The sequence below is a fragment of the Melioribacter sulfuriphilus genome, from assembly GCF_052656625.1.
Window position 1 is genome coordinate 77086 of record NZ_JBQXXK010000004.1, and the last position, 14780, is coordinate 91865.

General features: G+C 37.0%; 13 protein-coding genes. 3 read left to right on the forward strand and 10 right to left on the reverse strand.

Annotated features, from left to right (window positions below; all coding sequences use genetic code 11):
* Nucleotides 1-6 precede the first annotated feature (6 nt).
* The 10 genes from ACUN8G_RS05930 to ACUN8G_RS05975 form a co-directional block, all read right to left on the reverse strand.
* Nucleotides 7-735: a hypothetical protein gene (locus tag ACUN8G_RS05930; RefSeq protein WP_437346518.1), complete on the reverse strand. Its 729-nt coding sequence runs from the start codon at nt 733-735 to the stop codon at nt 7-9.
* A gap of 2 nt (nt 736-737) precedes the next feature.
* Entirely contained in the window at nt 738-2063 is a 1326-nt protein-coding gene (mtaB, locus tag ACUN8G_RS05935) for a tRNA (N(6)-L-threonylcarbamoyladenosine(37)-C(2))-methylthiotransferase MtaB (RefSeq protein WP_437346671.1), read from the reverse strand.
* A gap of 103 nt (nt 2064-2166) precedes the next feature.
* Complete coding sequence (rpsA, locus tag ACUN8G_RS05940) at nt 2167-3996, reverse strand: 30S ribosomal protein S1 (protein ID WP_437346517.1); 1830 nt, start codon at nt 3994-3996, stop codon at nt 2167-2169.
* Nucleotides 3997-4078: 82 nt separating this feature from the next.
* A complete protein-coding gene (cmk, locus tag ACUN8G_RS05945; RefSeq protein ID WP_437346516.1) occupies nt 4079-4786 on the reverse strand; it encodes a (d)CMP kinase in 708 nt (235 codons plus the stop codon).
* A 39-nt stretch (nt 4787-4825) separates the two neighbouring features.
* On the reverse strand, nt 4826-5167 hold the full coding sequence (gene panD / locus ACUN8G_RS05950) for an aspartate 1-decarboxylase (RefSeq protein WP_437346515.1): 342 nt from the start codon (nt 5165-5167) through the stop codon (nt 4826-4828).
* Entirely contained in the window at nt 5164-5946 is a 783-nt protein-coding gene (locus tag ACUN8G_RS05955; RefSeq protein ID WP_437346514.1) for a type III pantothenate kinase, read from the reverse strand. Before ACUN8G_RS05955 ends, panD begins: the two co-directional genes overlap by 4 nt.
* Complete coding sequence (gene coaBC, locus ACUN8G_RS05960) at nt 5930-7189, reverse strand: bifunctional phosphopantothenoylcysteine decarboxylase/phosphopantothenate--cysteine ligase CoaBC (RefSeq protein WP_437346513.1); 1260 nt, start codon at nt 7187-7189, stop codon at nt 5930-5932. Before coaBC ends, ACUN8G_RS05955 begins: the two co-directional genes overlap by 17 nt.
* Nucleotides 7176-7934 carry a pantoate--beta-alanine ligase gene (panC, locus tag ACUN8G_RS05965; RefSeq protein WP_437346512.1) on the reverse strand — a complete coding sequence of 253 codons (759 nt, stop codon included), beginning with the start codon at nt 7932-7934 and terminating at the stop codon, nt 7176-7178. Before panC ends, coaBC begins: the two co-directional genes overlap by 14 nt.
* The gene (gene panB / locus ACUN8G_RS05970; protein ID WP_437346511.1) at nt 7934-8722 is read right to left on the reverse strand and encodes a 3-methyl-2-oxobutanoate hydroxymethyltransferase; all 789 of its coding nucleotides are present in this window, start codon (nt 8720-8722) and stop codon (nt 7934-7936) included. The genes panC and panB overlap by 1 nt, the downstream gene beginning before the upstream one ends.
* A 209-nt stretch (nt 8723-8931) precedes the next feature.
* Nucleotides 8932-9699 (reverse strand): inositol monophosphatase family protein, encoded by a 768-nt coding sequence (locus ACUN8G_RS05975; RefSeq protein ID WP_437346510.1) that lies wholly within the window; start codon nt 9697-9699, stop codon nt 8932-8934.
* A 152-nt stretch (nt 9700-9851) separates the two neighbouring features.
* Between ACUN8G_RS05975 and lon the strand changes: the two genes are divergently transcribed.
* Genes lon through dnaX form a run of 3 tightly spaced genes read left to right on the forward strand, consistent with a single transcriptional unit; the run spans nt 9852 to nt 14375 of the window.
* A complete protein-coding gene (lon, locus tag ACUN8G_RS05980; protein WP_437346509.1) occupies nt 9852-12272 on the forward strand; it encodes an endopeptidase La in 2421 nt (806 codons plus the stop codon).
* Nucleotides 12272-12787: a free L-methionine (R)-S-oxide reductase MsrC gene (msrC, locus tag ACUN8G_RS05985; protein WP_437346508.1), complete on the forward strand. Its 516-nt coding sequence runs from the start codon at nt 12272-12274 to the stop codon at nt 12785-12787. Before lon ends, msrC begins: the two co-directional genes overlap by 1 nt.
* 4 nt (nt 12788-12791) lie before the next feature.
* Nucleotides 12792-14375 (forward strand): DNA polymerase III subunit gamma/tau, encoded by a 1584-nt coding sequence (dnaX, locus tag ACUN8G_RS05990; protein WP_437346507.1) that lies wholly within the window; start codon nt 12792-12794, stop codon nt 14373-14375.
* Nucleotides 14376-14780 lie beyond the last annotated feature (405 nt).

Here is a 14780-nt window from a genome sequence, read left to right on the forward strand (position 1 = left end):
CTTTTTTTAGAAACTCTTTACAAAGTTTAATTTAAAGACGGAAGGCATATCGGGGTTGTTTTCCACTTCGAAAGAAAGATCCCAGCTTAATGATTTATTTAAATTCCTGTTATGAATTGCAACAAGCCGCACAGCGTTAATGGCGCTAATTATTCGATTCAAAATTAATGCTCCAACAGCGAATCGCAGGTTATTATATGCCTGCTCGCTCGACTTCCATAATTCCCTATATTTACGTCTGTCTTCGTTATTGTTCCATTTCCAGTAATGTGTATCTATATTATAAGCATATGCAAAGTTACGATTTAATTCCTGTATTCTGTTATAATCATCAATATTCATATAGATACCAATGGAAGCATAATAAGTATCGTCTTTTCCTTCTGTTGAAATTCCTCCGTTGGAAATGGCAAAAGCTTTGTAATCGTCTTCTTTCCATTTACCGTAAATACTATATCCACTATAAACCATCCATAGAGCTGCATCTGCCGCTGTAAAATAGATACCACTACTGTAATCCCCAGCGTAGAGTTCACCCATTCCGGGTAATATCAACGAATACAGAATTGCCAATCCAGCGCTCTTTTTAGACTGAAACACTTCGTCAGCAACCAAACTATATTTTTTTGTTTCCATCGATTGATAACTTTCGGAATACTTAATTTCAAGAAGACTTCCTGAGGGCTGCCCTGCAATTATTGACGAGAACATTAGCAACAAAAATATTCTTTTCATTTTTAACCTACTTTTGTTTTGAAAGAATTAGTGATTAAAGAATACTCACCGGTAGCAATGTTCTCATCAATCTCCTTTATTTTTACTTTGACGAATTGATTAATTAAATTTTCGTCAAAAGGAATTTTCACACGTACGTAATTTGATGAAAATCCTTTAATAAAGCCATTATTATTTTCACTTTCGAACAGAACTGTTAGACTTTTCCCTATCATTTTACGGTAGAATTCGTTCCTTTTTTTATCACTTAATATTCTGAGCATATTATTGCGTTTTTTTCTGATCTCTGGTGCAATGTGCTCAGGCATTTTTTCGGCTTTGGTGTTTGGTCTTTCCGAATAGGTAAATACATGAAGATATGAAATCGGCAAATCTTTTAAAAAATTATATGTCTCTAAAAAATCATCGTTTGTTTCACCCGGAAAGCCAACAATTACATCCACACCAATACCTGCATCGGGAATGCGATTCACTATTTTATGTATCAATCTATAATAATCTTCTGCTTTATATCTTCTTTGCATCAATTTAAGAATCTTCGGGCTTCCGCTTTGCAGAGGAATGTGAAAATGTTTACAAAGTCTTTCGTCTTTAGCAACCAACTCGATAATTTCGTCTGTTAAAAGATTCGGCTCGATGGAACTAATTCTTATTCGATAATTACCATCTATTTTTAACAAATCGGTAAGAAGTTTGTAAAGATTATAATCGATTTTTTTGCCGTAATCACCTACATTAACTCCGGTCAGAATTACTTCCTTATATCCTTTTTCGAGAAGACTTTTGAATTCGGAAATTACCTCGTCAGGCCTTGCACTGCGACTCCCACCTCTTGCCAATGGAATTGTGCAAAAGGAACACTTGTAATCGCAACCATCCTGAATCTTAAAGAATGCTCTCGTTCTTGAATCGGCTTCGGTGGAATATGAAGTATGAAAAGAATCGAGTTCTTCTGTGGGAGAAACATAAATTTCCGGTTTTATATCTTTTTTGAAATTCTTGAGATAATCGAACAAATTAAATTTTTCCTTGCTGCCAAGTACAGCGCCTACTCCATCAATTCGAGCAATTTCTTCGGGTCGTAACTGAGCATAGCATCCCGTAACAATTACAAAAGCTTCGGGATTGGTTCTCAGTGCTCGGCGTACGATTTGTCTGCATTCCTTCTCGGCACCTTCGGTTACCGAGCAGGTGTTTATTACATAAACGTCTGCAAAATCGCTAAAGCCAACTACTTCATATCCACGGTCGAGAAACTTATCTCCAATAGTTGAAGTTTCAGCGAAATTCAATTTACATCCTAATGTATAAAAAGCCACTTTCGACATGGCAAAGTCTTTCATTTATTCGAAATCTTGTTATGTACAATTTATAAAAAAGGCTGTACTTATATTCAATAAGCACAGCCTTGAATCAATTTATCAATTGCTTTTATTCTGATTTTTCTTCAGCTTCTTTAGATTCCTGTTGAGGCGCTTGAGGCATCTGTGGCGGAATCCGGTCTTCATATAAATTGAAATCTGACGAATCAAATTTACCTGCGTCAGCCTGTTTAATATCATCTACAGATACTTTATCCAGCTTATGTGTAGTGATATATTCTGCTATTTCATCGTCGGATTTCTCTTTCAAGACTGCAAGAGCGCTCAAGACTATTTTCTTGTTCTCTTTATCGAACTCGACAACTTTAAGTTCGAGTGTCGTTCCTACCGGGAAACAGTACGATAGATTTTTTATTTTCGATGGCGACAATTGAGTTGCCGGAATAAATCCGTCTACTCCCAGAGGCAATTCGGCTATCAGACCTTTCTCGATTATACGTACAACTTTGCCTTCGGTTTTTGTGCCTGCTGCATAAACTGATTCAAAGTTGTCCCATGGGTTGGGATTAATTTGTTTATGGCCAAGTGATATTTTACGTTGTTCGGTATCGACACTCAGAACAACAACTTCAATGCTTTCGCCTTTTTTAACGACTTCGCCGGGGTGACGAATTTTCTTTGTCCACGACAAATCGGAAATATGAATAAGACCGTCAACTCCAGGCTCGAGTTCAACAAAGACGCCAAAATTAGTAAGATTTCTGGCAATACCTGTATGGCGCGAACCGACGGGATATTTCTTAACTATATCCTGCCATGGATCCGGCGTCAATTGCTTCATACCGAGAGAAATTTTCTTTTCTTCCTTATCGAGGCTCAAAATAACTGCCTCCACAATCTGTCCCATCGATACGAATTGCGATGGATGACTAATATGTTGAGTCCAGCTCATTTCAGAAATATGGATTAAACCTTCGATACCTTTTTCGATTTCGATAAATGCACCATAATCGGTAAGCGAGACAACACGGCCGGAAACTTTATCGCCCACTTTGTATTTTGCGTCGATATTTTCCCATGGATGTGGCATGAGTTGTTTCAAGCTAAGCGAAATTCGCTTCTTTTCTTTGTCGAAGTCGGTAACGACAACCTTTATTTTTTCATCAAGTTTAACTACTTCGCTCGGATGGTTAATTCTGCCCCAGCTTAAATCGGTAATGTGAATAAGACCATCTACACCGCCGAGGTCTACAAATACACCGAAATCGGTAATGGCTTTTACTATGCCTTCGAGTATCTGTCCCTTTTCGAGCTTGTCAAGAATTTCTTTGCGCTGATCAGAAATTGTCTCTTCGATAAGAACTTTATGCGAAACAACGATATTTTCAGTGGGAATATTTACTTTGACAATTTTAAAATCCATTGTTTGACCTACGAAGGCATCAAAATCTCTAACAGGTCTTATATCGATCTGGGAACCGGGCAAAAAGGCTTCTATACCCATAAGATCGACAACCATACCACCTTTGATTCGTTTGAGTATTTTACCCTGAATTACTTCGTCGTTTTCGTAAGCTTTAAGAACACGCGACCAGACTTTGAGGAAGTCTGCTCTTTTCTTACTCAATACGAGATTACCGTCTTCGTCTTCAAAGCTTTCGATAACAATATCGACTTTGTTGCCAATCTTAATTTCTTCGGTAGCTGAAAATTCCGATTTCGGAATGGTACCGTCGGTTTTATAGCCAACATCGATAACTACGTTATCCCCATGGATTCCGACAATTGTACCCTGAATAATTTCGTCTTCTTTAATATCTCTGAAAGACTCAGAATAAAGCTTGGTAAGCGCTTTAAGCTCTTCTTCTGAATATTCTTCCGGATTGATAAATTTGACGATGTCTGATTGATTTCTTAGATTTTCTTGTTTATCGGACATTAGTCCTCCTAATGTTAACTGCTTACGTCTTTCTGCCATCAAAAAAGCCGAAGCAGTAATAATTTGTTACACATAGAGTTAATTACGATGGCAATAAACTTTTCAACTGAATTCCTTTTTTTTCCAGAGCTTCTTGAATTTTTTTGACCAATAATTCCAGATCGTCATCAGGAGTTAAACCAGTATTGTCAATTTCAAAAGCGTCGTCGGCTTTTTTAAGAGGTGCAATGTCCCGACCACTGTCAATTGCATCTCGTTTAGCAAGATTATTTTTTACTTCTTCAAAAGTAATACTAACATTATTTTCCTGATATTCTTTAAATCTTCTATTAGCTCTCTCGTCGAGCGAAGCAGTTAAAAAGATTTTCACATCGGCATCGGGAAAAACCACAGTTGCTATATCGCGTCCTTCAGCTATTATATTGCAATCATTTCCGATTGACCGTTGTAGTTTAACCATTTCCTTACGCACACACGGGATTGCACTGATTTCGCTCACTTTTGAATTAACTTCAGCCGATCTGATTTTGTCTGTAATTTCTTCCCCGTTAACAAATACACGGGTAATTCCGTTTTCGTAACGTAATTTTAAATCCAAATTTTTGGTCATCTCTACCACAGCGTCTGCATCGTCGACAATGCCGCTCTTTAAAGCAAAGTATGTAATTGCCCGATACATCGCTCCGGTATCAAGATAAGTGAAATTAAGCTTACGGGCTAAATTCTTTGCGGCTGTCGATTTACCCGAGCCAGCAGGACCATCTATTGCTATAATAATTTTTTTCGACATTGGCTTACAAAAATATGAAAAGAGAAATCTTACTGCAAATTATTTTACACGGTTTTGGTCGTCGAGGAGCAGGATTTTAGGTTTGAAATTTATAATCTCTGTCTCGTCGAAGAGGGCATAGCTGGCAATAATGATTAAATCGCCAGGGTGTACTAATCTGGCTGCCGCTCCATTTAACCCTATTTCCCCTTTACCACCATAAATAACGTACGTCGAAAAACGTTCTCCATTATTGATATTATAAATATCAACTTTTTCAAATTCTTTAATGTCTGCCAGTTCACATAATTCTCTATCAATTGAAATTGAGCCTTCGTAATTCAAGTCGGCTGATGTAACAATTGCCCTGTGCAGTTTTGATTTTAGTAATGTTCTTTTCATTTTTCTGTTTCTCTGTTAATTAATATTGCTTTGTATAAACCATCAAGTACCAATGTAGGAATAATAATATCGAACAAGCCTGCTGATTCAAATAGCCGCGAAAATCCTCCCGTACCAATTACCACTGGTTTATCATCTCCGAAAGCTTCTTCGATAATTCTTTTTTTGATTCCATTAACCATACCAATTTGCCCGAAATACAGTCCTGATTGAATACTTTCGACTGTCGAGCGACCTACAACTTCCTTAGCTTCGATTATTTCCACAGCAGGTAATTGAGCAGTTGAACTTTCCAGAACTTCCATCGATATTTTCACACCTGGAATAATAACTCCTCCTAAATATTCTTTTTGTTTGCTGATTACACAGAAAGTAGTGGCAGTACCAAAATCGACAACAATCAGATTTTTTCCGGGGAATTTGTCGACCGCCGCAATTGCATTTGCAATTCTATCAGCACCTACTTCAAGCGGATTCCTGTATTTTATTTTTAGCCCCGTCTTCACACCCGCTTTCAAAAAAAACGGCTCGATACCGAAATATTTTAATGCCGCAGAACGAATTGAATGATTGAGATCGGGCACAACACTGCAAATGGATATGTCGCTAACTTCCTCAGGCGTAAAATTATTTTCTTTCAGTACGCTCCTTAAAAAAACTCCGAATTCATCTGACGTGAAGCGTTCGCGTGATGTCTTCCTGAATTGTAATACCAATTCGGAATTACGGTACAATCCTCCGTAAATGTGAGAATTCCCAACATCAAGACATATAATCATTTTCTATTCCGTTTATTTTTTCAATATAATTTTCCAGATGCATAGCAAGAGTAAAAGGATCGATAGACGAAACTATTTTTCCGTCTTTGTCATAAAGATTAAAATTTTGTTGTACACCGTCATTTGTACGATCGTTCAAATCATTCTGCACTACCAGATCGCAATTACTTTCCATAAAAAGTTTATTTACCGCATCTCTTCTTTGGTCCTCATTCAGTGTATTTGTAAATTTAAATCCAACGATGAAAATACTTTTTTCCCGACTATATTCTCTTAGATTTGTAAGAATTTTATGGTTCCTCTTAAAATTAATTCTAATACTGTCGAAATCCGACGATAGCTTAGTCAACGCCGGTAACTCAATTTTCTTATTTGTTGTTTCTATTGAAACTGGAGAATAATCACTCACTGCAGCATTATGAATGACAAGGTCATAATCATTTTTCCCAAGCAACAATTTCAATTGATTATCCAGACTTACAAAGTCGGTGAAGTAATGTATATTATTTATGAGAGCCGGTTTAGCTGCATCTTTCGACGAAAGATAGTCGACAATGTGTCCTCGTGAATTAAAATAATTGGCCATTACAGCCGCCGTCCTGCCTGTACTCAAATTGGTAAGGAATCGAACCCCGTCGATATTTTCTTTCGTAGCGCCTGCAGTAATCAAAATTTTTAATTTTTTACGGCTTCTCTCTTTTTTAAGCAAATACGCTCTAATAAAATTAAAAATAATATCGGGCTCTAAAAGCTTACCAGCGCCCTCATCTCCACAAGCAAGATAACCTTCTGCCGTTGGTAAAACATCGATACCGAATTCCATTAACTTTTTGATAGACGACTGTGTAGCAGGATTAAAATACATATTAGTGTTCATTGCCGGAGCCAAAAGAAAAGGCGTGTTTTTATCTCTTGCCAGAGCAAGCGAAGTCAGCAAATCATCGGCGATGCCACCAGCAATTTTATTTATAATATTGGCCGTAGCGGGCACAATCACAAAAATATCGCACCACTTGATCAAATTAATGTGACTCATTACAGCGCCAGTTTCGAATAAATCGTTATAAACTGGATTTCCTGTAAGCCCTTCGATCGAAGCTTTCCCTATAAACTGCAGTGCCGACTTTGTAGTCACTACTTTAACATCGCAGCCTTCCTGAACCAATCGTGAAATCAAATAAAGCGCCTTATAAGCTGCAATCGAACCTGTAATCCCGATTAGTATTTTTTTAGAGTTTAACATTGTCAATCAACCTAACTTTTCCTACATGTACAGCACCAAATCTTCTACCGTCCAGCTCTTCGATATAATCAACTTTGAAACCAAGATTTTCGAGTTCTTTGAATAAGTCCTCTTTCGATTTATTTGATTTCAAAAGGCGCGGGAAATTAAGTGCAAACTTTCGCTCTTCTTCAGTAAGTAATTTATTTCTCGAACTCAGCGCAAGTCCATCTTCATCCCTTACGATAGGGCAAGGGACAATTTCTGTATCGATAAAAAACGCCCTGCACATCCCTTCAATTAATTTCAGCTGCTGATAATCTTTTTCGCCGAAATAAGCTTTATGCGGTTTTATTATGTTAAAAAGTTTCATGACCACGGTAAGTACTCCATCAAAATGACCGGGTCTGAATTTTCCGCAGAGAATTTTACTCAAATCGGATTCGCTGATTTTATACCTGTAATTGTCGTTATAAATTTCTTCATAGTCTGGATAAAATAGATAATCCACATTATGTGAATTCAATATCAGAAGATCTTCTTCAAAAGTTCTGGGATAATTTTCCAGGTCCTGCGGGTCGTTGAATTGTGTCGGATTGACAAATATACTTACAACTGTAATGTCATTATCATCTATACTTCTTTCGATTAATGATTCGTGGCCGCGATGTAAAGCACCCATTGTTGGAACGAAACCAATTGTTTTATTAACGATGGTATTTCTTATAGATTTCCACTCGGAAATTTTTTTTACTATTTGTGTCATCAGTAGCTCTCATTTATATTCGGGAAATTTCCATTTTTGACATCACGCGAATAATTGTTTAATGCTTCTTTAATCAGGCTATAACCGTCCTGATATTTTCTTAGGAATTTCGGACTAAAATCTTTATTAAATCCTAACATATCATGAAGAACTAGCACTTGCCCGTCGGTGTACATTCCCGCGCCAATACCAATTGTTGGAATCGAAATTTTTTCCGTAACTATTTTAGCAATCTCTGAAGGAATCATTTCGAGAACAATTCCGAAACATCCTGCAGCTTCGAGTTTCACTGCGCTTTCAATTATATAATCTGCATCTTTTTTTTCTTTTCCTCTCAATTTAAATCCGCCGAATTGATGGACAGATTGCGGTGTCAAACCAAGATGTCCCATAACAGGAATACCGGATTCAACCAGGTATCCAATTGAATCGATTGTGTTACCATCCCCTCCTTCAATTTTTAATGCTTGTGCTCCAGCTTTTATTAACTTCCCTGCATTTTCCATCAGCTTATCCCTACCCATTCGATGCGCAAGAAAAGGCAGATCGGCTATTATTAGTTTGTTTTTGACCCCTCGTTTAACTGCAGATGTATGTAGAACCATTAATTCAATATCGGCGTTTACAGTAGTTTCAAAGCCGTGAATTACCATCGAAAGACTATCGCCGACCAGAACCGCGTCAATACCCGATTCGTCAATTATCCTTGCTGACCAATAGTCGTAGCAGGTTACAACCGAAATTTTTCTTTCCGATTTCGATTTTCTAAATTCAGATACTGTTTTCATCTAATTCATTTACAGGACTAATGCCGGGCGAGTACAATCGAGCAGCGAGCGATTTGAAAAGAAGCTTTGACCTACTTTATGGTACCTGTCCCGAGGATCAAGTCCTGTCTTTCTTATTTAATAATGTTATTTAATTACAGTAACCGTTCTTACGAATCGGTTCTATTATTGGCTACAAAATTATAATAATAACCTCAATTTAACAAGCATCAGAAGCTGTTGAGCAGACTCAGCATTTTATTATGAATCTTACCGTTTGTGGCAAGAATCTGTTTACCATTTAGATCTAACGGTTCATTTTTAAAATTGGTCACTACACCACCTGCTTCTTCGATAATTAATTTACCAGCAGCCATATCCCACGGATTTAAGTAGACTTCCCAGAAGCCGTCAAAAATACCCTCGGCCACATAACATAAGTCGATAGCCGCTGATCCGAGACGTCTGACCGCTCTGGAATTCTTAAGAAATATCTCGAAACGCTCAATTGCATGGTCGGGATTTTCATCAATATTATACGGAAAACCCGTTACAAGTAAACTTTTTCTCAAATCGTCATTCGAACTTACTTTTAGCTTTCGATTGTTGCAAAAGGCTCCACTTCCTTTTTCAGCACTGTAGATTGAATCTCTCATTATATCAAACACAACACCGCATATAATCTCGTTGTTTTTTTGCACTCCAATCGAAACCGAAAAAATAGGGAGTCCGTGCGCGAAATTCGTCGTCCCGTCTAATGGATCGATAATCCATTTATATTCTGAATCCATTTCTTTAACACCACTTTCTTCAGCCAGTATCGAATGCCCGGGGAAATTTGATGTAATGAATTCAATAATTGCTTTTTCGGATTTTTTGTCTACCTCTGTAACAAGATTTGCTAAATTGGTTTTATACTCAACGGATACATTCTTTCTGTAGCCTTCTTTTATTATTTCGCCTGCTATTTTTGCAACCTCTATTACTTTGTCAAGCATTTATACTCCATATAAATAAAAATTATATCACTCAAAAATAGTATTTTTGTGGGAATAAAATTTGTAACTTCTACAACCTGTTTATATTAATTGATAGCTTACTCATTATTATGTATATTTAATTCAAATAATCCAGAGGAACAAAGTTTTTTATGGAAGATAAAATTAAAGCCAGCGAAACTGATTATTCGATGATCGAGGATATCCCCAATAAACTACCTGTGCTGCCATTGAGGGATACGGTTGTTTTTCCATACATGATTTTTCCCGTACTCGTCGGTAGAGAACAATCGATAAGGGCTGCTAATTATGCACTTGAAACTTCCAAATATATTTTTCTTGCTGCACAAAAGAAGGCATCGATCGAGGAGCCAACTGCAGAGGATATTTATCCGGAAGGGACAATAGCAAAGATTATCCAGATTCTTAAACTCCCCAACGGTTTACTTAAGATTTTGGTCGACGGTGTTATACAGGGTAGAATTGTACGCTTTACGGACAGAAAAGAATTTTTTGAAGCTGAGTTGGAAGTTATAACGCCGACGGAAGAAAATCCACGCGAGCTTAATGCATTATTGCGTCAAATGACCAACCTTTTCAAAGAGTATGTAAAGATCAACAAAGCAATTCCGCCCGAAGCAATTAATGCATTCGAAAATATCGACGAGCCTGACAGAAAACTATTTTATGTTGCCGCTAACATAAATCAATCTATCGAAGTTAAGCAAAAGATATTGCAGAACTTTTCGCTCAAAGACCAACTTTACGAAGTTATTAGAATACTCACTTCAGAAATAGAAATTCTCAAGATAGAAAAAGAGATCGAGAATAAAGTCCAGGAAAATATTGCTAAGACACAACGCAAATTTATTATACAGGAACAGATTAGAATATTACAGGAAGAACTGGGAGATGAAGAGGAAATTGCTCCTGAATTTGTCAAATTGAAAGAACAGATTGAAAAAGCGAAAATGCCGCAACCAGTCTATGAAAAAGCAATTGACGAATTAAATAAACTAAAGAAAACCCCTCCTTCTTCTCCCGAAGCCACAGTAATAAGAAACTATCTCGATTGGTTAATTGCGGTTCCATGGCACAAGAAAACACGCGACAATCTTGATGTTAAAAATGTTAGAAAAATTCTCGACGAAGACCATTACGGACTTGAAAAACCGAAAGAAAGAATAGTCGAACATATTGCAGTTCTTAATCTCGTTAAAAGTATGAGGGGACAAATACTTTGTTTTGTAGGACCTCCCGGAGTTGGAAAAACTTCGTTGGGAAAGTCAATTGCAAGAGCGCTCGGGAGAAATTTTGTAAGGATTTCACTGGGCGGTGTACGTGATGAAGCTGAAATTAGAGGACACCGCAGAACATATATCGGTTCGATGCCGGGAAAAATTATTCAATCGATGAAAAAAGCTAAAACCATCAATCCCGTAATGCTTCTTGACGAAATCGATAAGATGAGCATGGATTTTCGAGGAGATCCGTCTTCGGCTATGCTCGAAGTTCTGGACCCAGAACAAAATCATTCTTTTAACGATCATTATTTAGATGTCGATTATGACCTATCGCAGGTAATGTTTATTACCACAGCCAACGTGAGATATAACATTCCTCTTCCACTTCAGGATAGAATGGAAATAATCGAATTGCCCGGCTACCTTGAATTTGAGAAACTTGAAATTGCCAAAAGACATATCATTCCCAAAGAGTTAAAAGCTCATGGACTGGATAAATTTAAAATTGAAATTCAGGATGAAGCAATTAAAAAAATCATTAATGAATATACTCGAGAAGCTGGGGTAAGAAATCTTGAACGTGAAATAGCATCCGTTTTTAGAAAAACCGCCCATGAGATTATAATTTCTTCAAACGGCAGAAAAAAAACAAAACCGACGATTATAATAACACCGGAAACAATTGAAAAATATCTCGGGGTACCCCGTTTTCGTCCTAAAAAAGCCGACAAAGAATTGCGCGTTGGAAGCGTTACTGGTCTGGCATGGACGAGTGTCGGAGGCGAAATCTTGCAGGTCGACGCCACTGTGATGGAAGGTCAGGAAAAACTTACGCTTACAGGACAAATCGGTAATGTTATGAAAGAATCTGCACTCGCTGCATTAAGTTATCTCCGTTCGAATGCTAAAGAATTGGGTTTACCGTCAAATTTCAATAAAGGCAAAGAAATTCATATCCATCTACCCGAAGGCGCTATTCCAAAAGATGGACCTTCGGCAGGAATAACAATGGCTATGGCACTTTATTCAGTCTTCAGCGGTAAACCGGCTCGCAACGACGTTGCTATGACCGGTGAAATTACACTGCGAGGTAAAGTAATTCCGATTGGAGGTTTGAACGAAAAATTACTTGCAGCACAAAGAAACGGTATGTCGATCGTTCTTATTCCAAAAGATAACGAAAAAGATTTAAGCGAGATCAAACCCGAAGTAAAAGAGGGTCTTCAAATTATTCCGATCGAAAATATTAAAGATGCTATTCCATATGTGTTTGAGAAAACAACCAGAACAAGGAAAAAGAAAACAACGACTAAAAAAAGTAGAAAATAATGGAATATTTCTTTCAGATAGATCCTACTCTTCCAGAGGAAGAAAAATATAAACTGGTCATTAAACAAGCTTTGAGTTTAATTGACGAGAGCGTACCTCTATTGTCAAATTTATCGAATATTACAGCACTTTTGAAAGAGACTTTTGAAAAGATTAGCTGGGTTGGTTTTTATTTTAGCAAAGACGAAATTCTTTATCTCGGTCCTTTCCAGGGTAAAACAGCCTGTACAAAAATCAACTTTGGGAAAGGAGTTTGCGGGAAGTCAATTGAAGCCGGACATACCATTATAGTTGAAGATGTAGAAAAATTTCCTGGTCATATCTATTGTGACGCCGATTCAAAATCAGAGATAGTAGTTCCTATTATCAAAGATAAGATTAAATATGGAGTACTGGATTTAGACAGTTATATTCCTTCGGCATTTAACAACACGGATAAAATTTACCTTGAACGCCTCGTGGAAATTTTGTCTGAAAAATTAAATTTAGATAAATTAGAACGGATAACGATATAACATTATGAGTAATTTCTTAGTAACAGCGCGTAAATGGCGGCCTCAAAAATTTGAGGAAGTAGTTGGTCAGGAGCATATAACCACCACACTGAAAAATGCCATTAAGAACAATCGTATAGCTCATGCCTATCTTTTCGCTGGTCCTCGTGGAGTAGGCAAAACAACTACTGCACGTATATTAGCGAAGGCCCTCAATTGTCTCAATCCAGTCGATGGAGAACCATGTAACGAATGCGAAATGTGTATCTCTTTTCTAAATTCTCAATCTCTCGATGTGATAGAGATCGACGGTGCTTCTAATAGAAGAATTGAGGAGATCCGATCTTTGAGGGAATCTGTAAAGTATGCTCCTACTAAAGGAAATTACAAAGTTTATATCATCGACGAAGTTCATATGCTAACACCCGAGTCTTTTAATGCACTTTTAAAAACACTGGAAGAGCCACCTGAACATACTCTTTTCATCTTTGCCACTACCGATGTTCATAAAGTCCCCTTGACAATCGTTTCGCGCTGCCAGCGATTTGACTTTAGAAGAATCGAATTAAATACAATAAAGGATCTCCTCTCTAAGATAGCCAGAGCAGAGAATATCGATATTGACGACACTGCTCTTTCGTTAATAGCTAAGAAAGCCGACGGAGCACTGAGAGACGCTGAAAGCCTTTTTGACCAAATTGTCTCATACAGTGGCAAAAAAGTTAGTTCAGAAGAAATTTCACAAATGCTAAATTTAATCGACCAGGATATTTATTTTCGGATTTCCGATGCAATAATTACCAGAGATTTCAATACAGCATTCGAAGTTACACGCATAATCTATGATAATGGCTGGAACTTTATCGATTTTTTGAACGAGCTAAATGAACATTTCAGAAATATTTTTACTGTGGTTTTAAGAAAATCTACTGATCTTGTAGAAGCAGCAGATTTGTATAAACAAAAATATATGCAATATAAAGATAGTTTTTCTGAAAGCGACTTACTGCGGATATTAACATTTATAAATAAAACTCAGTATGAAATCAAATCTGCTACCGATCAAAGACTCAAAATCGAAATTGCTTTGTGTCAATTAATTGGTTTGGAAAAAACTGCAACAATTAGCGAAATTATCAAACAAATATCTTCAACATCGGCTAGCAAAAACATAGAATCTGCCGGCATACAAAATGTTAAACAGAAAATATCGAATGTAAGACCAGCTTTTAAAGAAGAGGTCAATGTACCTGAAGTAAAGCAATTCATTTCGCCTTCACCTAAGGACGAAAAAGAATTAAAAAGTATCATCTCTAGATGGAACGAATTTGTTGAACAGGTAAAATCTGAAAAACTTTTTTTCGGATCGCTTTTAACCAAAACTAATCCTATCGATTTTATTGACAACCATATTGTGCTGGAAGTTGAGCACCCCGATGACTTTGACATTATTAATGACCACAAAAATTATTTAGAACAAAAGACAAAAGAAGTTTTTGGTAAAAAGATTGAATTCAACATATCAAAAGCAAAAAGTCATTCCAATTTAGAAGAAGTTGATCCTCTAACCAGGGCTGTTATAGAAAAGCTCGGCGGAAAGGAAATTTAATGTTAAGATAGCCAAGGATTTGACACGTAATATAGAAGACCTTTTACACCTAAAATAAATATAATTTTTACTATTAAACATCTTGCCAAGGGCGGAACTCTTGCACCGTTGCCTTATTAATTTTTCATTTATTTTAAAATAAAAAAGCCCGACATTTAATCGGGCTTTAATTTTAATCCTGGCAGCTACCGGATTTTATCCCGCCAACGGCGGGACTCTCGCACCGTTGCCTTATTAATTTTTCATTTATTTTAAAAATAAAAAAGCCCGATATTTAGTCGGGCTTTAATTTTAATCCTGGCAGCTACCGGATTTTATCCCGCCAACGGCGGGACTCTCGCACCGTTGCCTTATTAATTTTTCATTTATTTTAAAATAAAAAAGCCCGACATTTAATCGGGCTTT

What these genes read in the sequence shown, in the direction of transcription:
- panB (WP_437346511.1), bottom strand. Translation starts at nt 8,722, where the DNA reads ATGAAAACAGTATCTGAATTTAGAAAATCGAAATCGGAAAGAAAAATT.
- panD (WP_437346515.1), bottom strand. Translation starts at nt 5,167, where the DNA reads ATGAAAAGAACATTACTAAAATCAAAACTGCACAGGGCAATTGTTACA.
- panC (WP_437346512.1), bottom strand. Translation starts at nt 7,934, where the DNA reads ATGACACAAATAGTAAAAAAAATTTCCGAGTGGAAATCTATAAGAAAT.
- ACUN8G_RS05975 (WP_437346510.1), bottom strand. Translation starts at nt 9,699, where the DNA reads ATGCTTGACAAAGTAATAGAGGTTGCAAAAATAGCAGGCGAAATAATA.
- dnaX (WP_437346507.1), top strand. Translation starts at nt 12,792, where the DNA reads ATGAGTAATTTCTTAGTAACAGCGCGTAAATGGCGGCCTCAAAAATTT.
- ACUN8G_RS05955 (WP_437346514.1), bottom strand. Translation starts at nt 5,946, where the DNA reads ATGATTATATGTCTTGATGTTGGGAATTCTCACATTTACGGAGGATTG.
- msrC (WP_437346508.1), top strand. Translation starts at nt 12,272, where the DNA reads ATGGAATATTTCTTTCAGATAGATCCTACTCTTCCAGAGGAAGAAAAA.
- ACUN8G_RS05930 (WP_437346518.1), bottom strand. Translation starts at nt 735, where the DNA reads ATGAAAAGAATATTTTTGTTGCTAATGTTCTCGTCAATAATTGCAGGG.
- mtaB (WP_437346671.1), bottom strand. Translation starts at nt 2,063, where the DNA reads ATGTCGAAAGTGGCTTTTTATACATTAGGATGTAAATTGAATTTCGCT.
- rpsA (WP_437346517.1), bottom strand. Translation starts at nt 3,996, where the DNA reads ATGTCCGATAAACAAGAAAATCTAAGAAATCAATCAGACATCGTCAAA.
- cmk (WP_437346516.1), bottom strand. Translation starts at nt 4,786, where the DNA reads ATGTCGAAAAAAATTATTATAGCAATAGATGGTCCTGCTGGCTCGGGT.
- coaBC (WP_437346513.1), bottom strand. Translation starts at nt 7,189, where the DNA reads ATGTTAAACTCTAAAAAAATACTAATCGGGATTACAGGTTCGATTGCA.
- lon (WP_437346509.1), top strand. Translation starts at nt 9,852, where the DNA reads ATGGAAGATAAAATTAAAGCCAGCGAAACTGATTATTCGATGATCGAG.